Source organism: Kocuria sp. NPDC057446, from assembly GCF_042802875.1.
GTDB lineage: Bacteria > Actinomycetota > Actinomycetes > Actinomycetales > Micrococcaceae > Kocuria.
The window spans coordinates 1-20,461 of sequence record NZ_JBHVDI010000053.1 but is presented as its reverse complement, the minus strand read 5'-3'; the positions used below and the strand labels follow the sequence as shown (position 1 = coordinate 20,461).

The window sequence follows — 20,461 nt, the reverse complement described above, 5'->3', positions numbered from 1 at the left end:
CCTCCGGCGTCCGGCCCCCGTGCCCGGGCGCCGGCGGCGCTCACTTCTCGTCGCGGCGGCGGCGCAGGTAGCGCTCGAACTCCTTGGCGATCGCGTCCCCGGTGGCCTCGGGCAGGTCCGTGGTGTCCTTGGCCTCCTCGAGCTGCTGCACGTAGGCGGCGATCTCGGGGTCGTCGGAGGCGAGCTCGTTGACCCCACGCTCCCACGCCTCGGCGTCCTCGGCGATGGCGTCCAGCGGCAGGGTGATGCTGAGCAGCTCCTCGAGCTCCCGCAGCAGGGCCAGCTCCGCCTTCGGGGAGGGGGACTGCGCCACGTAGTGGGGCACCGCCGCCCACAGGCTCACCGTGGGGAACCCGCCCAGGGAGGCCATGTGGGAGAGCAGCCCCACGATCCCGGTGGGACCCTCGTACTGGGAGGAGTCGATGCCCAGCTCCTCCTGGAGCTCGGCGGTGTCGGAGGTCTTGGTCACCGGGATGGGCCGGGTGTGCGGCACGTCCGCCAGCAGCGCCCCGACCATCACCACGAAGTCGACGTCGAGCAGGGTCGCCTGCGCGAGCAGCTCCGCGGTGAAGGAGCGCCACCGGTAGGAGGGCTCCCACCCGTGCAGGAGCACGAGGTCGAGATTGGTGCCGGGCACGGTGGCGGTGGAGAGCCGGGTCGTGGGCCAGACGATCTTCACGTCGCCGGTGGCCCCCCGGCGCACGATGGGCCGGGAGAACTGGTAGTCGTAGTAGTCGTCCGAGGTCACCTCGAAGACGTCCTTGGCCCCGTAGTGCTCGGCCAGGAACTGCACCGCGTCCGTGGCGGCGTCCCCGGCGTCGTTCCACCCCTCGAACGCGGCCACCAGCACGGTCACGCGCTCCCGGTCACCGTCCTCGCGGACCACGCCGAACGGCCCCGCGTGGGGGCGGGGGAACGTCTCGTCGAAGTTGTTGCTCACGGCACCCACACTACGCGCCGGGGCATCCACGGCAAGGGGCCCCGGCACGCGGGGCGCCGTGTTGCGGCCACTACGATGGAGGCCATGTCCCGCCTCCCGTCCGCGCCCCCCGACCACCGTCTGCCCACCGCCGTGCTCTTCGACATGGACGGGACCCTCGTGGACACCGAGCCGTACTGGATCGAGGCCGAGATCGAGCTGGTCCGCTCCCACGGCGGCACCTGGACCGAGGCCGACGCCCTGGCCATGGTCGGGACCGGTCTCGAGGACGCCGCCGCCGTGTTCCAGCGCCAGGGCGTGCGCCTGGGGATCCGCGAGATCGTGGACGGGCTCATCACCCGGGTCGCCGCCCGCACCCGGGAACGGGTCGTGTACAAGGAGGGGGCCCGCGAGCTGGTCGCCGCCCTGCGCGAGCGCGGAGTGCCCCTGGCCCTGGTCACCAGCAGCGAGACGCCCCTGGCCGAGGTCGTCCTCGACGCCTTCGGCGGACCGGGCGTCTTCGACGTCGTCGTCACCGGCGACCTCGGCCATCCGGCCAAACCGGCCCCCGACCCCTACCGGATCGGCGCCGCCGCCCTGTCCGAGCGCGCCGGCCGGGAGCTGGAGCTCGGCGGCATGGTCGCCGTCGAGGACTCCCGCACGGGCGTCCGCTCCGCCACGGCCGCGGGTATCTTCACCGTGGGCGTGCCCAACATGGTCCCGCTCGACGACGCCGGCGCCGACCTCGTGCTGCCGAGCCTCGCCGGCGTGGGCCCCGAGGACCTCGGACGGCTCGTGGCCGGGGCCCGCGCGTGAACCGCACCCGCAGCGAGGGCATCCCGCTGGGCCGGATCGGCGGGGTCCCCGTCGTCCTGTCCTGGTCGTGGTTCGTGATCGCCGCGGTCACCGTGCTCCTCTACACCCCCGTGCTGATGGAGGCCTATCCCCGGCTGGGCGCGCTCAACTACGCCGCGGCCCTGGGCTTCGCCCTGACCCTGGCCCTGTCCGTGCTCCTGCACGAACTGGCCCACGCCTGGACGGGGCGGGTCTTCGGCTGGCCCACGGGCCGGATCGTGCTCAGCCTGCTCGGCGGGCACACCCACTTCGGGGACGTGCGCAGCGCCCCGCTGGCCTCCGCCGCGGTCTCGCTCGCCGGCCCGGCCGTCAACCTCGCGCTCGGCCTGGCCGGCTGGCTGCTCCTGCGCACCGGTGAGCCGTCCCCCACGCTCGGCTGGGTGCTGCTCGACCTCACCACGTGGGCGAACCTCATCGTCGGCGTCTTCAACATGCTGCCCGGCCTGCCCCTGGACGGCGGCCGCGTGGTCGAGGCCCTCGTCTGGGCGGTCACGGGCCGGGAGCACCACGGCACGGTGGTCGCGGCCTGGACGGGCCGGCTGCTCGCCGTGGGCCTCGTCGCCGGTGCCGCGCTCACCGGACTGTGGCGCCAGCCGGTCGCCCTCGTGCTCGTCGTCCTCATCGCCGGCTTCATGTGGCAGGGCGCCGGCGCGTCCCTGCGCGGGGCGGCCGTCCTGTCCCGGATGCACGGCGTCAGCGCCGCCGCGCTGGCCGAGCCCGCCCTGGCCGTGCCCGCGGAGGCCTCCCTGGCCCACACCGACCGGCTCGTCACCGACCACCTCGCCCGCGGCGCCGGCCCGGGCGGCGCGGTCCCGCACGTGCTGGCGGTCTCCCCGGACCGGCAGGTGGTCGGTCTGCTGCTGCCCGCAGCGGCCGACGCCGTGCCCGCGGCCCGGCGCGCGGAGACCCCGCTGACCTCCGTGCTGCAGCACCTGCCCGCCGACGCCGTGCTCGACGCCGGGCTGCGCGAGGAGTCGCTGCTGCGGGCCGTCGCGGCCCGGGAGTACCCCCACTACGTGGTGACGGGAACCGGGGGCGCCCTCGTGGGCGTGCTGCGCACCGCCGCCCTCGAGCGCCTGCTGGCCGGCTGACCCGGCGCCCCGCGCCGCACCCCGCTCCGTCCGGCTCCGCCGTCCCGCCGCGCCGGCCCCGGGGGCGGGAGCCCGCGCCACGGTGACACAATGGGGGAGGACCCCCGGCCGGTGGAGACCCGCCGCCCCCGCCCGACCCGACCTGACCACGCACTGCCCCTGAGAGTGAGCCGATGACCGGAACCGCTGACCAGACCGCCGCCCCCTCGCCCGCGTCCCCGCGGGGCGCCGCCAACCGGCGCGGGCCCTTCCGGGCAGGGGAGCGCGTGCAGCTCACCGACGAGCGCGGGCGGATGAACACGGTCACGCTCGCGGACGACGGCGAGTTCCACTCCCACCGCGGGGTGCTCAGCCACGAGGAGCTCATCGGCCGTCCCGAGGGCACCGTGGTCGAGAACTCCGCCGGGTTCCGCTACCAGGCCCTGCGCCCGCTGCTCAAGGACTTCGTGCTGTCCATGCCTCGCGGCGCCGCGGTGGTCTACCCCAAGGACGCCGGCCAGATCGTCACGATGGCCGACATCTTCCCCGGCGCCCGCGTGGTCGAGGCCGGCGTGGGCTCCGGGGCCCTGTCCATCTCCCTGCTGCGCGCGGTGGGCGACGAGGGCCGGCTGCACTCCTTCGAGCGCCGGGCGGAGTTCGCCGACATCGCCCGCGGCAACGTGGAGACCATGTTCGGCGGCCCCCACCCGGCGTGGCAGATCAGCATCGGGGACCTGGCCGAGGAGCTCGGCGAGCACGAGGAGCCGGGCTCCGTGGACCGCGTGGTCCTCGACATGCTGGCCCCGTGGGAGTGCCTCGACGCCGTGGCCACGGCCCTCACCCCCGGCGGGGTGGTCATGTGCTACGTCGCGACCGTCACCCAGCTCTCCCGCACGGCCGAGGCGATGCGCGCCGACGGCCGCTTCACCGAGCCCGACGCCTCCGAGACCATGGTCCGCGGCTGGCACGTCGAGGGCCTGGCCGTGCGCCCGGACCACCGCATGGTCGCCCACACCGGGTTCCTGCTCTCCGCCCGCCGGCTCGCCGACGGCTCCGAGCGGCTGGCCCCCAAGCGGCGGGCCTCCAAGTCCGAGTACAGCGAGGACGACCTGCAGGCCTGGACCCCCGTGGCCCTCGGCGAGCGGGACGTCACCGACAAGAAGCTGCGCCGCGCCGGCCGCGAGGCCCGCGGTCTCGCCGAGCGCGCCGCCCGCGCGATCGCACCCGCCGACCCGGCCACGACACCGTCGGCCGCGCCGGCGGAACCCGCATCCGGTGCCGCACCCGCCGACCCGGCACCGTCGGCCGGGCCGGCCCCCGGCACCGAGCAGCCCCACGAGGAGCGCCCGTGAACGAGACGTCCCCGCAGCGGACCACCGGGGCGGCCGGCACCGGGCCGGCGGACGCCGAGCAGACGCGCCGCGCCCTGGTCAACGCCCAGCGGCAGGTCAACATCCTGCGCGACCAGAAGCGCGCCCTCGACAAGCAGCTCGCCGCCGCCGGGAGCCAGAACCAGAAGCTCGTCCGGCTCCTCGACGCCACCCGCACCGAGATCGCCCAGCTCAAGCGAGCCCTCGAGAACGACCTCGTCCCGCCGCTGAGCCAGGGCACCGTCCTGCAGGTCAACCCCGGTCGCGCCCCCGTCGGCGAGCAGACGGGCTCCGGGCCGGCCGTCACCGACCGCACCCTCGACGTCCTCGTCGCGGGGCGCCGCATGCGCGTGGCCCTCAGCCCGCTCGTGAGCTTCGCCGCCTGCGAGCCCGGCCGCCAGGTCCTCCTCGACCAGAACTACACCGTGGGTGCCGTGCTGGACTACGAGCAGACCGGCGAGATCGCCACCGTCAAGGAGATCGTGGACCACGACCGGGTCCTCACCGTGGGCCGCTCGGACGAGGAGCGCGTCCTGCTGCTCTCAGGGCTGCTGCGCCGCACCCGCCCGGAGATCGGCGACGCCGTGTCCATCGACCACCGCACCGGCTTCGCCCTCGAGCCCATCGAGCGCTCCGACGTCGAGCAGCTCGTGCTCGAGGAGGTGCCCGCCGTCTCCTACGACGACATCGGCGGTCTCGGCCCCCAGATCGAGCAGATCCGCGACGCCGTCGAGCTGCCCTTCGTCCACCCGGAGCTCTACCGTGAGCACGGGCTCACCCCGCCCAAGGGCATCCTCCTCTACGGCCCCCCGGGCAACGGCAAGACCCTCATCGCGAAGGCCGTCGCCCGCTCGCTGGCCGAGCGCGCCGCGGACCGGGCCGGCCGCGGCAAGGCCCTGGGGTACTTCCTCAACATCAAGGGCCCCGAGCTGCTGGACAAGTACGTGGGGGAGACCGAGCGGCAGATCCGCTCCATCTTCGGGCGCGCCCGCGAGCAGGCCGCCCGCGGCATCCCCGTGGTGGTGTTCTTCGACGAGATGGACTCCCTGTTCCGCACCCGCGGCTCCGGCCTGTCCTCGGACGTGGAGACCACCATCGTCCCGCAGCTGCTCACCGAGATCGACGGCGTGGAGCGCCTCGACAACGTCATCGTCATCGGGGCCACCAACCGCGAGGACATGATCGACCCCGCCGTGCTGCGCCCTGGCCGGCTCGACGTGAAGATCCGGATCGACCGCCCGGACGCGTCGGGCGCCGCCGAGATCCTGCGGCTCTACGTCACCGAGGACCTGCCCCTGCGCCGGGACGAGGTCGACGCCGCGGGCTCCCGCGCCGGGGCGGTCGCCGCCCTCGTGGACGCCGCCGTGGCGCGGATGTACGAGAAGAGCCCCGGCACCCGGTTCCTGCACCTGAGCTACCGGGACGGCACCGAGGAGACCCTCTACTTCAGCGACTTCACCTCCGGGGCGGTGATCCGCAACGTGGTGGACCGGGCCAAGAAGCAGGCCATCAAGGATCTGCTGACCACCGGGACCCGCGGCCTGGGCCGCGACCATCTGGTGCGCGCCGTGGACGAGGAGTTCCACGAGCAGCAGGACCTGCCCAACACCTCCAACCCGGAGGACTGGGCCCGCATCTCGGGACGCCGCGGCGACACCATCACGGACCTGCGCGTGGTCCTGCACCGCGACCCGCACCCGGCCGGCCCCGGCGGGCGGCACGCCGCCGCACCGGCCGACGACAGTCCGACCGGGCCCGCCGCGGGGGAGGGGCCCGCGTGAGCGTCCGCCGCGTCATGGGCGCCGAGACCGAGTTCGGCGTGCTCGCGGCCGGAAACCCCCGGGCCAACTCCACGGTGCTCTCCAGCCAGGTGGTCACCACCTACGCCGCCCTCGTGCGGCGCCGGCTCGGGGCGTCCCGCACGGCCGCCGGCTGGGACTACCACGGCGAGTCCCCGCTGCAGGACGCCCGCGGCTTCACGGTGCCCCGCGAGCAGGCCGACCCCTCCCAGCTCACCGACGTCGCTCCCGTGCTCACCGCCGAGGAGGTCGCCGCCGAGGCCCTCCGGGAGACCGGGGAGCACGCCGAGTCCCTGGACTGGCGGCAGGTCGTGATGAACACCGTGCTCCCCAACGGCGCCCGCCTGTACGTGGACCACTCGCACCCCGAGTACTCCTCCCCGGAGGTCACCACCCCCCGCGACGCCGTCCTGTGGGACGCCGCCGGGGACAGGGTCGCGCTCGACGCGGTCCGGGCGATCGCCGCCAGCGCCGCCACGACCGGCCTCGACGTGGTGAACCTCTACAAGAACAACACCGACAACAAGTCCGTCTCCTACGGCGCCCACGAGAACTACCTCGTGCCCCGCGCCGTGCCCTTCGCCGCCCTCGCCGCCGGCCTGCTGCCTTTTTTCGCGTCCCGCCAGGTGGTGTGCGGCGCCGGGCGCGTGGGTCTCGGCGACCGGGGCACGCGCCCGGGCTTCCAGATCAGCCAGCGCGCCGACTTCTTCGAGCGCGAGGTCGGGCTCGAGACCACCGTCCACCGTCCCGTCGTCAACACCCGCGACGAGCCGCACGCCGAGCGCACCCGGCACCGGCGCCTGCACGTCATCATCGGCGACGCCAACCTCTCCCACACCTCGAACCTGCTCAAGTTCGGGACCACGTCCCTGGTCCTGGGCCTGATCGAGGCCGGCACCGCCCCGGACCTCGCCCTCGCCGACCCGGTGGCGGCTCTGCAGGCGATCAGCCACGACCCGGGGCTGACCACCACCGTCCCGCTCCGGGACGGCCGGCGGCTCACGGGCGTCCAGCTCCAGCGGCTCTACCTCGACGCCGCCCGGGCGCACGAGGACGCGACCGGGGGCCCCGACCCGGAGACCCGCGAGGTGCTCGAGCTGTGGGAGGAGGTCCTCGACCTCCTCGGGACCGACCCCCTCGCCCTCGCGGACCGCCTGGACTGGGTCGCCAAGCACGCCCTGCTGCTGGGCTACCGCGAGCGCGACGGCCTCGCCTGGGACGACCCGCGCCTGACGCTGATCGACCTGCAGTACGCGGACGTGCGCCCGGAGAAGGGCCTGCACCACCGGCTGGTCGCGGCCGGCCGGATGCGGACCCTCTTCTCCGCGGAGGAGGTGGAGCGCGCCGCGGGCACGCCCCCCGCCGACACCCGCGCGTGGTTCCGCGGCCGGCTGGTGACCCGCTTCCCCGACGACGTCCTCACGGCCAATTGGGACTCGGTCTCGCTGACGCTGCCCGGCGTCCGCCGCGGCGCGCGCATCGCGATGCCCGAGCCGCTCGAGCTGACCCGCGAGGACGTCGACACCCTGCTCCGCGCGGCGCCCGACGCCGAGCACCTCGTCAGTGCCCTCGCCACGTCCCGCCCCGCCCTCGTGCACACCGGCTCCCTCGGCTGAGCACCCCGACCACCCACACCCAGGAGGACCCCGTCATGGCCCAGGAACGCATCTTCGGCACCGGCGCCCAGCGCCGCGAGGAGACCGAGCTCCCCGAGCCCGGCACCCCCGCCCCCACGACCCCCGCCGCGCAGTCGCAGGCCAGCACGACCGGCACCGACGACCTGCTCGCCGAGATCGACGGCGTGCTCGAGTCCAACGCCGAGGAGTTCGTCAAGGGCTTCGTCCAGAAGGGCGGCCAGTAGCCCCCATGGACCGCCGGATCTACGGGGTCGAGACCGAGTTCGGCCTCACCCACAGCGCCCCGGGCGCCCGTCCGCTCAGCCCGGAGGAGGCCGCCCGCACGCTCTTCCGGCCCGTGGTGGCCTGGGGCCGGTCCTCGAACGTGTTCCTGCCCAACGGCGGGCGCCTCTACCTGGACGTCGGCTCCCACCCCGAGTACGCCACCGCGGAGTGCGCCACGCTCGAGGACCTCGTCGCCCAGGACAAGGCCGGCGAGCTGATCGTCGACGACCTCCGGCGGCAGGCCCAGGACGCCCTGGCCGAGGAGGGGACGGCCGGTCAGCTGTACCTGTTCAAGAACAACGTGGACTCCCGGGGCAACTCCTACGGCTCCCACGAGAACTACCTGATCGCCCGGCGCACCGAGTTCGCGCGCCTCGTGCAGATCCTCATCCCCTTCCTCGTCACCCGCCAGCTGCTCGTCGGCGCCGGCCGGGTGCACCCCGCCGGGCCGGAGGACTTCGGCGCCGTGCGGCTGCGGGACGACGCCGCGACGCCCAGCTACTCCTTCTCGCAGCGCGCCGACCACATCTGGGAGGGCTCCTCCTCGGCCACCACCCGCTCCCGGCCCCTCATCAACACGCGGGACGAGCCGCACGCCGACGCGGAGCACTACCGCCGGCTGCACGTGATCGTGGGGGACTCGACCATGTCCCAGACGACGACCGCGCTGCGGATCGGGACCACCGACCTCGTGCTGCGGATGATCGAGGCCGGGCAGATCCTGCCCGACCGCACCATGGCGGACCCGGTCCGGTCCCTGCGGGAGGTCTCCCACGATCTCACCGGCACCCGCCCGGTCCTGCTCGCCGACGGCACCCGCCGCTCCGCCCTGGACCTGCAGCACGAGCACCTGGAGTCCGTGCGCCGGTTCGTGGACCGCGAGGGCGCCCACCACGACCGGGTGCCGTGGGTGCTCGAGCTGTGGGAGCGGACCCTCGACGCGGTCGCCCGCCAGGACTCCTCGGGGATCGACACCGAGATCGACTGGGCGATCAAGAAGAGGCTCCTCGACGGCTACGCCGCCCGCGACGGCCTCGACCTCTCCGCGCCCCGGATGGCCCAGCTGGACCTCGCCTACCACGACACCGCCCCGGAGCGCGGACTGTTCAACCTCCTGCAGCGCCGGGGACGGGCCGCGACCTTCGTCCCCGACGCGCGGGTCGAGGAGGCCGCCCGCACCCCGCCCGCCACGCGCGCCGCCGTGCGCGGCCGGTTCATCGACGCGGTGATCGCGTCCGGGCGCCAGTACACCGTCGACTGGGTGCACCTGAAGGTCAACGACCGGGGCCAGCGCACGGTGCTGTGCAAGGACCCCTTCGCCGTGCAGGACCCCGAGGCCGACGCCCTGGTCGCCGCCCTCGGCGAGCCCGCGGCCGACGGGCGGGCCCACGGCGACGCGCCCGTGGTCTGAAAAGCGCCGGGCGCCCCGTCCAGTCAACGCCCAGCGCCCTGCACTATGCTGGCCGCCGTCCCGGCCCGAGCCGTCCGACCCCACCGCCCCCACCCGGCCCGACCCCTGAGGAAGACACCCGTGCGAAAGACCCTGACCACCTCCGGTGCCGCCCTGACCCTGGCGCTCGTCCTCGCGGGCTGCTCCGGGCCCGGCGTCGACTCCGTGGAGCTCAACAGCGACCCCGAGCCGGGCACGGCCCCGTCGGTCACGTTCGAGACCCCGCTCAACGTTGAGGAGGCCGGCGCGAAGGAGCTGCGCGAGGGCGACGGGGAGGAGCTCGCCGAGGGCGACACCATCCTCCTGCAGGCGGCCCTGTACAAGGGCTCCGACGGCACGTCCATCGGCGAGACGTACTCCCGCGGCGCCGGTCAGGTGCTCCAGCTCGAGCAGGGCCTCCAGGAGTCGATCCCGGAGATGTACGACGCCCTCGTGGGCGCGAAGGAGGGGGCCATCATCGCGTACTCCTCCCCGGAGACCTCCGGGGCCGCCGGCGACGAGTCGACCTCCGTGGAGGTCTACGAGGTCGTCCGGAAGATCCCCACCGAGATCGAGGGCGACATGCAGGACAGCCCCCGGGGACTGCCGGAGGTCACCGAGAACGACGAGGGCGTGCCGGCCGTGGCGGAGCCCGAGGGCCGGGCCCCGAAGAAGCTCGTCTCCGAGTACCTCATCGAGGGCGACGGCGAGGAGGTCGCCGAGGGCGACACCGTCATCGCGAACTACGTGGGCGTGAAGTGGTCCGACGGCGAGACCTTCGACTCCTCCTACGAGAACGGCGCCCCGGCGTCGTTCCCGCTCGACAACGTCATCGAGGGCTGGCAGAAGGGCCTCGCGGGCAAGAAGGAAGGCTCCCGGGTGATCCTCTCCGTGCCCGTCGGCCAGGCCTACGGCACCGAGGAGGACCTGGGGAAGGACTCCGACTACCCGGCCGGGAACCTGCTCTTCGTCGTCGACATCCTGGCGGCCGTGGACACCCCCGAGGCGCCCGCCGAGGACCAGCCCTCCGCCTCGCCGTCGCCCTCCGCGACCGGGGAGTAGCCCCCGGTCGGCTATGGTGGCCCGGTGGGCCCCACGGCCCCGGACTTCCCGACGGCCACCCGTCGACGACCCGACGAACAGGAGCACCCATGTCCTTCGGAGAGCGCAAGCTCGACCGCAGCAAGCCCGAGATCGACTTCCCCGAGGGGGACGCCCCGACCGAGCTCGTCAGCACGGACCTCGTGGAGGGCACCGGCGCCGAGGCCACCCCGGGCAAGCAGATCTCCTGCCACTACGTGGGCGTGACGTTCTCCGCCGGCGAGGAGTTCGACGCCTCCTGGAACCGCGGCCAGCCCCTCGACTTCACCGTGGGCATCGGCCAGGTCATCGAGGGCTGGGACAAGGGCCTGCTGGGCATGAAGGTCGGCGGCCGCCGCCGGCTGGAGATCCCCGCGGACCAGGCCTACGGCTCCAGGGGCGCCGGCGGGGTCATCGGCCCGGACGAGGCCCTGATCTTCGTGGTGGACCTCCTGGACGTGCGCTGAGGACCCACCGGATGGCAGCCCGATCGACGGAGCGGCTCCTCAACCTGCTCATCGCCCTGGTCTCCCGCGAACGCGGCTACACCCGCGCCGAGCTCCGGGAGGCCGTTCCGTCGTACGCGGAGTCCGCGTCCGACGAGGCGTTCGAGCGCATGTTCGAGCGCGACAAGGCGGAGCTGCGCGATCTCGGCTACCCCATCGAGGAGGTCTCCGAGGACCCGCTCTTCCCCGACGACACGCACGGGCACCGCTACCGGATCCCGCGCGGGTCCTTCACATTGCCGCCGCTGCAGTTCACGGCGGAGGAGTCCGCGGTGCTCGCGCTGGCGGCCAACGCCTGGACGGACGCCTCCCTGGGGGAGCTCGCCCACCGGGCCCTGCGCAAGCTCGAGCCCGCCATCGGGGGCCTGCCCGAGGACGACGCCCCGCCGCTGCTGCAGCCCACGCTCACGGCCCACGAGCCGTCCTTCGAGCCGCTGCTCTCGGCCGTGGTGCGCCACCGCGAGGTGCGCTTCGACTACCTGGCCCGCAGCACCGACCAGCTCACCACCCGGCGGCTGAGGCCGTGGGGGATCGGCTCGCGCTACGGCAACTGGTACGTGGTCGGCTGGGACCTCGACCGCAGGGACTCCCGCACGTTCCGGCTGTCGCGGATCATGTCCGACGTCACCGTGACCCGCAAGGAGTTCGACCCGCCCGAGGGCTTCTCGATGAACGAGTCGCTGTCCCAGATGGTCTCCCACGCCCCGGCGCGCACCGTGGAGGTGCTCGCCCGGCCCGGCCACGCGCACATGCTGCGCCGCATGGCCGCCCGGCAGGAGCCGGGCGTGGGCACCGGGGACGGCGTGCAGCGGTGGGACCGGCTGCACATCCCCTTCGCGGAGACCGAGATCCTCGCCGAGGAGATCGCCGCCGCCGGCCCCGGCGTCGTCGTGCCCCGGGACGGCGACGGCACCGCCCCCACGATGCAGGCCGAGGTGCGGGCCGCCGTGGTGCGCCGGCTGGAGAGCGCCGCGTCCGCCGTGGCGCGGTTCCGCGGGGTGCAGGTCGACTGGAGCCTGCGGTCCCGCAAGGGCACGCGCACCAAGCTCTCCACCGCGGACCACCTCTCGCGGCTGCTCGAGATCGTGCGCTGGGTCTACGCCCACCAGGGCGCCGAGCTCGAGGAGACGGCCCGCCGGTTCGGGATCACGGACCAGGAGCTGATCGCCGACCTCAACACCCTCTTCGTGTGCGGCAAGCCCGGGCACATGCCGGACCAGCTGATCGACGCGTCCTGGGACGACGGCCACGTGTACCTCTCCAACGCGGACGAGCTCTCCGACCCCGTGCGGCTCACGCAGCCGGAGGCCTCCGCGCTGCTCGTGGGGCTGCAGACGCTGCGCACCGTGCCCGGCGGGGACTCCGAGGCCGTGGCCTCCACGATCGCGAAGGTCGCCGGCGCCGCCGGGGACGCCGGGGTGCTCGCCAACGCGGTCGGCGCCCGGCCCATCACGGACACCCCCGCCCCGGCCCTGACCGACGTCATGTCCTCGGTGCGCCGGGCCGTGGAGCAGCGCCGCCGGATCCGGATCCGATACGTGGTCCCGTCCCGCGACGAGCTCACGGAGCGGGTCGTCGACCCGGTCCAGGTCTTCTCCTCCAACACCCACTGGTACGTGCGCGCCTGGTGCCTCGGCGCCGAGGGGATGCGCAACTTCCGGCTCGACCGGATCTCCGCCGTCGAGGACGCCGGCCCGGCGGGGGAGCGCCCCGCCGCCCAGGAGGCCGCCGCGGCCGCCCCGCCCGCCCCCGGCACCCCGGACACCGTGGAGGTCGTGCTGGTCACCGACCGGCGCAGCCGGTGGATCGCCGACCAGTACCACGCCACCCGCACCGCCGTGGTCCGTCCGCCCGGCGGGGCGCGCACCGGGCCCGCCGCCGACCACGAGGCCGCGCTCATCGGCTTCCAGACGGCCGAGGCCGTGTGCGCGCTCGTCACCCGCTACGGCGGCCAGCTCGCCGTGATCGGCCCGGACGACGTCGTGGCGCAGGTGGAACTCTGGGTGAACTCAGCGCTCGGTCCCTACGGGTCGTCCGGACCGGCGTGATCCGCCCGCCTATACTGGAGAGCATGCTCTGGTGGTCCTGGGTCCTGCTGTGGACGGTCCTCGTCCTGCTCGGCGCGGCGTTCCTCGGTCTGATGCTGTGGCGGCTGGTGAAGACCTTCTTCGTCCTGCTCCGGGACGCCGAGTCGGTGGCCGGGGAGTTCTCCCAGCGCTGGGAGGACGCGGCCGCCGGGGTGCAGCGGCCCGTCCGGGCCGCCCCTGACCCGGCCCTGTTCACACCGGTGGGGCAAGCCGTGACCGACTACCGGATCGGTCGTGACCAACGAGAAACCGCCCGTCTGAGACGCCGCATCGAGCGCAAGGACCGGATGGGCCAGCCGCAGCGGATCAGTGACATCCGCCGGGCTGAACGGAAAGGAATCCTCCATGGGTAGGCTCTTCGACAGCCCCTTCATGATCCTCATCATCCTGCTGGTGATCCTGCTGCTGTTCGGCGCGCCCAAGCTCCCGGGCATGGCCCGCAGCCTCGGCCAGTCGCTGCGCATCTTCAAGTCCGAGGTGAAGGAGATGAAGAAGGACGACCAGCCCGACGGCTCGGACGTGGTCATCGACGGCCGGGCCGTGCCGCCCGGACGGGACGCGGCCCAGAACCGGGCTCCCGGCGCGACCGGCACCCCCACCGCCCCCGGTCCGGACGCCCCCGGCGACCCCGAGCAGCGCCCCGGCCGCCCCCAGGCCTGACCTCCCGCCCCGCTCCCGGCATCCTCAGGCGCCCCGGCGCGCCGGGCGGACCGCGTCCCCGGCCGGGGACCGGACCGCCCGACCGGCCCCCGTGCACCGCGCAGGCGCCCCGTCCCGAAGGTCCCCATGTCGTCGCAGTCCCCCCGCCGCCCCCAGAAGCGCCGGACCGCGCGCAAGGCCAATCCGCAGGCGCAGATGGCCCTGGCCGAGCACCTGCGGGAGCTGCGCAACCGGCTGATCAAGTCCGCCCTGGCCACCGTGGTGGGCATGGTCGGCGGCTTCTTCCTCTACATCCCGTTCATGGCCTACATCACCGAGCCCCTCCAGCGGCTGGCCGCCGCGGAGGGCAGCGAGGCCTCCATCAACTACTCCGCCGTGGGCTCGTCCTTCAACATCATGGTGGAGGTCTCCCTGGTGCTCGGCCTGGTCCTGGCGAGCCCGGTGTGGCTCTACCAGCTGTGGGCGTTCGTGACGCCGGCCCTGCACCGGACCGAACGGCGCTACGCGGTGGGCTTCCTGGCCGCGGCCGTGCCCCTGTTCCTGGGCGGGATCGCGGTCGCCGTGCTCACGCTGCCCACCGCCGTCTACGCCCTCACCGCGTTCACCCCCGCCGGCGGGACCAACTTCATCTCGGCGGACGTGTACCTGCGGTTCTTCCTCCAGCTGATCCTGACCTTCGGCGTGGCCTTCGTGCTGCCCGTGTTCCTCGTGGGCCTCAACATGCTGGGCGTGCTCTCCGGGCGCACGGTGCTCAAGAGCTGGCGGATCGTGGTGGTCCTCGTGATGGTCGTCTCCGCGATGGCCGCCCCCGGGCCGGACCCCATGACCATGTTCTACCTCGCCGTGCCGCTGCTCACGCTCTTCTTCGTGGCGGTGGGCCTGTGCCTGCTCCTCGACCGCCGGCGGGCCCGGAAGGAGGCCCGGCTCGCGGCGGGCACCGGGGACGCCGCCGACGTCGCGACCCCCGCCGACGAGCTCGGCCGTCTCGGCCACCACCCCGAGGGCGGGTCCCGGGCCTGACCCGACCCGCTCGGCCCGGCGCGAACGGGCCCGCCGCCGTCCGGGCCGAGCAGTAGGGTGGTCGCATGTCCTCCTACGCCGACCGATACCTGGCCGCCAAGCAGCGGGCCGCCCACGCGAGGACCGAGCTCGCCGTGTTCCAGCACCGGCTCGAGTTCGAGATGGACGACTTCCAGGCGACCGCCTGCCAGGCCCTCGAGGAGGGCCGCGGGGTGCTCGTGGCCGCGCCGACGGGCGCCGGCAAGACCGTGGTGGGGGAGTTCGCCGTCCACCTGGCCCTGGCCCGCGGGCAGAAGGCCTTCTACACGACGCCCATCAAGGCGCTGAGCAACCAGAAGTTCCACGAGTTCTCCCGCGCCTTCGGCGCCGAGCGGGTCGGCCTGCTCACCGGGGACACCTCCGTGAACTCCGAGGCGGACGTGGTGGTGATGACCACCGAGGTGCTGCGGAACATGCTGTACGCGGACTCGCCGACCCTGCGGAACCTGGGCTTCGTGATCATGGACGAGGTGCACTACCTCGCCGACCGCTTCCGCGGCGCCGTGTGGGAGGAGGTCATCATCCACCTGCCGGACAGCGTCCAGCTGGTCTCCCTGTCCGCGACCGTCTCCAACGCCGAGGAGTTCGGCGCCTGGCTGGACACGGTGCGCGGCGACACCGACGTGGTCGTCTCCGAGCACCGGCCCGTCCCGCTGTGGCAGCACGTCCAGGTGGGCGGCCGGCTGCTCGACCTGTTCCTGGACGACACCACGGTCGAGGAGGCCGCCGAGCGGCTCGAGGGGCCCGGCAGCGACGAGCCGGAGGTCAACCCCGAGCTGCTCCAGCTCGCGCGCGCCGAGCACCCGCGCGGGGGCCGACGGGGCGGACGCGGCCCGGGAGGACGCTCCCGCGACCGGTTCTCCCGCCGCACCGGCGGCGAGGGCTTCCGCCCGAGCCCCGAGACTCGCCGGGTGTCCCGTCCGCAGCTGATCCGCCGGCTGGACGCCGAGGGACTGCTGCCGGTCATCACGTTCATCTTCTCCCGCGCCGGGTGCGACGCCGCCGTGCAGCAGTGCGTCACCGCGGACATCCGGCTGACCGGCGAGAAGGAGCAGCAGACCATCCGCGCGCGGGTGGCCGAGACCGCGGCCTCGCTCGAGGCGGCGGACCTCAACGTCCTCGGCTTCTACGAGTGGCGCGACGGCCTGCTGCGCGGCGTGGCCGCCCACCACGCCGGGATGCTGCCCGCGTTCAAGGAGCTCGTGGAGCAGCTGTTCGCCGACGGGCTCGTCAAGGCCGTCTTCGCCACGGAGACGCTGGCGCTGGGCATCAACATGCCCGCCCGCTCCGTGGTGCTCGAGAAGCTCGACAAGTTCAACGGCGAGTCCCGGGTGGACATCACGCCGGGGGAGTACACCCAGCTCACCGGTCGCGCCGGGCGCCGGGGGATCGACGTCGAGGGCCACGCCGTGGTGCTGTGGCAGCCCGGGATGGACCCGCACGCCGTCGCCGGTCTCGCCTCCAAGCGCACCTACCCGCTGAACTCGAGCTTCCGGCCCACCTACAACATGTCCGTGAACCTGGTGGCCCAGTTCGGCGCCCACCGCTCCCGGAAGATCCTCGAGTCCTCCTTCGCCCAGTTCCAGGCCGACCGCTCCGTGGTGGGCCTGGCCCGCCGCGTCCGCTCCCAGGAGGAGTCCCTCAAGGGCTACGAGGAGGCCATGACCTGCCATCTCGGGGACTTCTCCGAGTACGCCGCCCTGCGCCGCGAGCTCAAGGACCTGGAGCGCGCCGAGGAGAAGGCCGGCTCCCGGCGGCGTCGCTCGGACGCCGTCGCGTCACTGCACGACCTGCTGCCCGGGGACGTCGTGGAGATCCCCCGCGGACGCAACGCCGGCTACGCCGTGATCCTGTCCACGGACCCCAACCGCGAGGACCCCCGCCCCTCGATCCTCACCCTGGACCACCAGCTGCGCCGGGTGGGGGCCCAGGACCTGGACGGGCCCCTCGAGCCGGTCTCGCGGATCCGGATCCCCAAGCAGTTCACGGGCCGCACGCCCAAGGAGCGGCGCGACCTCGCCTCCTCCGTGCGCAACGCCCTGCACGAGCACCGTCCCCCGCGCGGCGGCCGGCGCGGGCACGCCATCCAGTTCGACCGCGGCACCAGCGCCGCCGAGCGGCGCATCACCGAGGTCCGCAAGGCCCTGCGCGGCCACCCCTGCCACGGCTGCTCGGACCGCGAGGGCCACGCCCGCTGGGCGGAGCGCTGGTGGACGCTGCGCCGGGACACCGACGGGCTGCTGCGCCAGATCGAGAGCCGCACCAACACCATCGCGAAGACCTTCGACCGCGTCTCCGAGGTGCTGGACTCCTTCGGCTACCTCGAGACCCTTCCGGACGGGGAGGTCCGGCCCACCCGGGCCGGGGAGCAGCTGCGGCGGATCTACGGGGACCGGGACCTGCTCCTGGCCCTGAGCCTGCGCGACGGCTTCCTCGACGACCTCGACCCGGCCGCCACCGCGGGGGTCGTGACCCTGCTCGTCTACCAGGCCAAGCGCGAGGAGCAGGGCGTGCAGCCCGTCCTGCCGTCCGCGGCCATGGACCGGGCCGCCCAGACCGTGGTCCGCAACTGGTCCCGGCTCACCGACCGCGAGCAGGAGCACCACCTCCCCGCCACCGCGGAGCCGGAGTTCGGCCTCGTGGAGGCCATGTACCTCTGGGCCCGCGGCGCCACCCTGAGCACGGCCCTGTCCGGCACGGAGCTTGCCGCCGGCGACTTCGTGCGCTGGGCCAAGCAGGTGATCGACATGCTGGACCAGCTCGCCAAGATCGACCTGCTCGACGCCGGCACGCGCGCTCAGTGCCAGCGTGCGATCGCCCTGGTCCGCCGCGGCGTCGTGGCCCACTCCGCGTTCGAGGACTGAGCGGGCGCCCTCCCGCGCGCCCGCACCGTCCGGGCGCACCGATCCGGCGCTCTGCCCCGTCCGCCGGGCACGACCACCCGGTCCTCCCGCTCCGCCCCCGTCCAGCCGTTCCGCACCGCCGACCCGCCCGACAACCCCGCCCCGCCGCCCCGAACAGGAGACCCGTGAGCACCACCGTCCCCGCCCGCCCCGTCCTCTACCGCAACGGCTCCGTCTACAGCCCCGCCGACCCGTTCGCCACGGCCCTGCTGGTCGACGGCGCCCGCGTGGCCTGGGTGGGCTCCGAGGAGGCGGCGCAGTCCCTGCAGGACTCCTCCATGGAGGTGGTCGACCTCGACGGGCGGCTGCTGGCCCCCGGGTTCGTGGACTCCCACGTGCACGTCACGGAAACCGCCCTGGCGCTGTCCACCCTCGACCTCACCGCGGCCGGCTCCCTGCACGAGGTGCTCGACGCCGTCGCCGGCGCCGCCCGCACGGGCACGGGCCCGGTCCTCGGCTCCGGCTGGGACGAGTCGGTGTGGCCGGAACGGCGGGCGCCGACGGCGGAGGAGCTCGACCGGGCCGCCGGGGGGCGCGAGGTCTACCTGACGAGGATCGACGTCCACTCCGGGGTGGTCTCCTCGGCCCTGGCCCGGCGGCTCGGACTCGCCGGCGTCGAGGGGTGGCTCGGCGACGGCCGCGTGGAGAACCTGGCCCACGACCGCGTGCGCGCGGCCGCCCTCGACTTCGACGCCGGACGCCGCGCGGGCCTGCACCGGCTGGCCCTGCGGCACGCCGCGTCCCAGGGCTACGTGGCCCTGGCCGAGGCCAACGCCGAGCAGGTCGCCCCCTTCGAGGACCTGGTCCGGCTCACGGCCCTCGCCAACCACGGGATCGGCGCCGAGGGCCCGACCCCTCGGGTGCTGCCCTACCGGGGCGAGCTCGCGGCCACGGCACAGGAGGCGCGGGGCGTGGCCGAGCGCTTCGACACCGCCCTGGCCGACCTGCTCGGACGGGCCGTGGCCCGGCGCGAGTCGATCGTGGGCCTCGCCGGGGACCTGTGCGTCGACGGCGCCCTCGGCTCCCGCACCGCCGCCCTGCGCGCCCCCTACGCCGACGCCCCGGGCCAGACGGGGGACCGCTACCTCGACGCCGCGGCGGTGGCCGCCCACCTCGCCGCGACCACGGAAGCGGGCCTGCAGGGCGGCTTCCACGTGATCGGGGACGCCGGGATGGACATCGTCCTCGACGGTCTCGACCGCGCCGAGGCGCTCGTGGGGGAACGGGCCCTGCACAGCGCCGGCCACCGTCTCGAGCACGCCGAGATGATCGACCCCGAGGGCATCGAGCGGCTGGCCCGCCACGCCGTGACCGTCTCCGTGCAGCCGGGCTTCGACGCCGCCTGGGGCGGCCCGGGCGGGCTCTACGAGCAGCGGCTCGGCGCGGAACGGGCGGCGGGGATGAACCCGTTGGCCTCCTTCTACCGCGCCGGGGTGCCCGTGGCGCTCGGCAGCGACGCCCCCGTGGTGCCGCTGTCCCCGTGGGAGACCGTGCGCGCCTGCCTCCGGCACCACGACCCGGACCAGCGGATCTCCGCCCGGGCGGCGTTCCTCGCCTCCACCCGCGGCGCCTGGCGGGCCGCCCGGCACCCCGACCCCATGCAGGGCCAGCTCGCGCCCGGCACCCCGGCGACCTTCGCCGTCTGGGACGTGGAGGCGCTCATGGTGCAGCAGGCCGAGGGGACCGGCTCCGCCTGGAGCACGGACCCGCGCGCCCGCACCCCGTTGCTGCCCGCGCTCGACGGCGCGTCCCTGCCGGTGTGCCGGCGGACCGTGCTCGACGGCGTGGAGCTGTACCGCTCCGATAACTTCTGAGCAGCAGCGCCTCCGGCAGGGACGCGCCAGGACGCGCGGGGACGATCTTGGTCGCTGGCACGGGGCAGGATAAGCTGGGCAACTGCTGCCGGGTGGGCTCGCTCGTCCTTAGAAAACAGGCCGGCATCCCCTCAGGGCCGGACTGGTCCGAAGGCGAGGGAGCCTGCCCTGTGGTGCGGCAGGAAGACCTCGAAAGGACCACCCGGTGCGCGTACTGATCGTCATCCCCACCTACAACGAACGCGAGTCGTTGCCGACCGTGATGGACCGGCTGCGCCGCGCCGTCCCGGACGGGCACGTGCTGGTGGTGGACGACAACAGCCCCGACGGCACGGGACGCCTCGCCGACGAGATGGCGGCCGCGGACGGCAGCATCCACGTCCTGCACCGCACCAGCAAGGAGGGTCTCGGGGCCGCCTACATCGCCGGGTTCCGCTGGGGCCTGGCCCGGGACTACGACGTCCTGGTGGAGATGGACGCCGACTGCTCCCACCAGCCCGAGCAGCTCCCGCTGCTGCTCGACGCCGTGGAGCGCGGTGCCGACCTCGCCATCGGCTCCCGCTACGTCCCCGGTGGGCGCACCGTGAACTGGCCCCTGCAGCGCCGGCTCCTCTCCCGGGGCGGCAACCTCTACGCCCGGACGCTGCTGGGCTCACGCATCCACGACATCACCGCCGGCTACCGCGCCTTCCGCCGGGAGACGCTCGAGCGGATCGGGCTGGACTCCGTCGACTCCAAGGGCTACTGCTTCCAGATCGACCTCGGCTGGCGCACCGAGCGAGCCGGCCTGAGCGTCGTGGAGGTGCCCATCACCTTCGTGGAGCGCGCCGAGGGGGAGTCCAAGATGAGCCCGGACGTGACCCGGGAGGCCGTGGTGCGCGTGGCGCAGTGGGGACTGTCCGCCCGCGCGAGGACCCTGGCGGGCAAGATCGCCCGGCGCTGAGCACCGCTGCCGGCGGATCCGACCGGAACGTGGGGGGGGGCCCCCCCCAGCCCGGGGGGGGCGCCC

Annotated in this window: 17 protein-coding genes; 16 read left to right on the top strand and 1 reads right to left on the bottom strand. The window is 74.2% G+C overall.

Features of this window, described 5'->3' with window-relative positions:
- Positions 1-40: 40 nt before the first annotated feature.
- The gene (locus tag ACFU0Y_RS08610; protein ID WP_380214062.1) at positions 41-949 is read right to left on the bottom strand and encodes a PAC2 family protein; all 909 of its coding nucleotides are present in this window, start codon (positions 947-949) and stop codon (positions 41-43) included.
- A 75-nt stretch (positions 950-1,024) separates the two neighbouring features.
- Between ACFU0Y_RS08610 and ACFU0Y_RS08605 the strand changes: the two genes are divergently transcribed.
- The 16 genes from ACFU0Y_RS08605 (at position 1,025) to ACFU0Y_RS08530 (ending at position 20,395) form a co-directional block, all read left to right on the top strand.
- Entirely contained in the window at positions 1,025-1,735 is a 711-nt protein-coding gene (locus ACFU0Y_RS08605) for an HAD family hydrolase (RefSeq protein ID WP_380214061.1), read from the top strand.
- Positions 1,732-2,865: a site-2 protease family protein gene (locus ACFU0Y_RS08600; RefSeq protein ID WP_380214060.1), complete on the top strand. Its 1,134-nt coding sequence runs from the start codon at positions 1,732-1,734 to the stop codon at positions 2,863-2,865. Before ACFU0Y_RS08605 ends, ACFU0Y_RS08600 begins: the two co-directional genes overlap by 4 nt.
- A gap of 173 nt (positions 2,866-3,038) precedes the next feature.
- Positions 3,039-4,196 (top strand): tRNA (adenine-N1)-methyltransferase, encoded by a 1,158-nt coding sequence (locus ACFU0Y_RS08595; RefSeq protein ID WP_380214059.1) that lies wholly within the window; start codon positions 3,039-3,041, stop codon positions 4,194-4,196.
- A complete protein-coding gene (gene arc / locus ACFU0Y_RS08590; protein WP_380214058.1) occupies positions 4,193-5,995 on the top strand; it encodes a proteasome ATPase in 1,803 nt (600 codons plus the stop codon). The genes ACFU0Y_RS08595 and arc overlap by 4 nt, the downstream gene beginning before the upstream one ends.
- Complete coding sequence (gene dop / locus ACFU0Y_RS08585) at positions 5,992-7,629, top strand: depupylase/deamidase Dop (protein WP_380214057.1); 1,638 nt, start codon at positions 5,992-5,994, stop codon at positions 7,627-7,629. The genes arc and dop overlap by 4 nt, the downstream gene beginning before the upstream one ends.
- Before the next feature lie 35 nt (positions 7,630-7,664).
- Positions 7,665-7,874 carry a ubiquitin-like protein Pup gene (locus ACFU0Y_RS08580; RefSeq protein WP_380214056.1) on the top strand — a complete coding sequence of 70 codons (210 nt, stop codon included), beginning with the start codon at positions 7,665-7,667 and terminating at the stop codon, positions 7,872-7,874.
- A 5-nt stretch (positions 7,875-7,879) separates the two neighbouring features.
- Complete coding sequence (gene pafA, locus ACFU0Y_RS08575) at positions 7,880-9,325, top strand: Pup--protein ligase (RefSeq protein ID WP_380214055.1); 1,446 nt, start codon at positions 7,880-7,882, stop codon at positions 9,323-9,325.
- A gap of 120 nt (positions 9,326-9,445) precedes the next feature.
- Positions 9,446-10,405, top strand: a complete 960-nt coding sequence (locus tag ACFU0Y_RS08570) for an FKBP-type peptidyl-prolyl cis-trans isomerase (RefSeq protein WP_380214054.1) — start codon at positions 9,446-9,448, stop codon at positions 10,403-10,405.
- A gap of 89 nt (positions 10,406-10,494) precedes the next feature.
- On the top strand, positions 10,495-10,890 hold the full coding sequence (locus tag ACFU0Y_RS08565; RefSeq protein ID WP_380214052.1) for an FKBP-type peptidyl-prolyl cis-trans isomerase: 396 nt from the start codon (positions 10,495-10,497) through the stop codon (positions 10,888-10,890).
- A gap of 11 nt (positions 10,891-10,901) precedes the next feature.
- Positions 10,902-12,977, top strand: coding sequence for a WYL domain-containing protein (locus ACFU0Y_RS08560; protein WP_380214051.1), 2,076 nt, complete (start codon positions 10,902-10,904; stop codon positions 12,975-12,977).
- Between the two features lie 23 nt (positions 12,978-13,000).
- Positions 13,001-13,369 carry a hypothetical protein gene (locus tag ACFU0Y_RS08555; RefSeq protein ID WP_380214050.1) on the top strand — a complete coding sequence of 123 codons (369 nt, stop codon included), beginning with the start codon at positions 13,001-13,003 and terminating at the stop codon, positions 13,367-13,369.
- The gene (gene tatA / locus ACFU0Y_RS08550) at positions 13,362-13,676 is read left to right on the top strand and encodes a Sec-independent protein translocase subunit TatA (protein ID WP_380214049.1); all 315 of its coding nucleotides are present in this window, start codon (positions 13,362-13,364) and stop codon (positions 13,674-13,676) included. Before ACFU0Y_RS08555 ends, tatA begins: the two co-directional genes overlap by 8 nt.
- A 126-nt stretch (positions 13,677-13,802) precedes the next feature.
- Entirely contained in the window at positions 13,803-14,696 is an 894-nt protein-coding gene (tatC, locus tag ACFU0Y_RS08545) for a twin-arginine translocase subunit TatC (RefSeq protein WP_380214048.1), read from the top strand.
- A gap of 65 nt (positions 14,697-14,761) precedes the next feature.
- A complete protein-coding gene (locus tag ACFU0Y_RS08540; protein WP_380214047.1) occupies positions 14,762-17,599 on the top strand; it encodes a DEAD/DEAH box helicase in 2,838 nt (945 codons plus the stop codon).
- Positions 17,600-17,763: 164 nt separating this feature from the next.
- The gene (locus ACFU0Y_RS08535; protein ID WP_380214046.1) at positions 17,764-19,452 is read left to right on the top strand and encodes an amidohydrolase; all 1,689 of its coding nucleotides are present in this window, start codon (positions 17,764-17,766) and stop codon (positions 19,450-19,452) included.
- 205 nt (positions 19,453-19,657) lie between these two features.
- Complete coding sequence (locus ACFU0Y_RS08530; RefSeq protein ID WP_380214045.1) at positions 19,658-20,395, top strand: polyprenol monophosphomannose synthase; 738 nt, start codon at positions 19,658-19,660, stop codon at positions 20,393-20,395.
- Positions 20,396-20,461 lie beyond the last annotated feature (66 nt).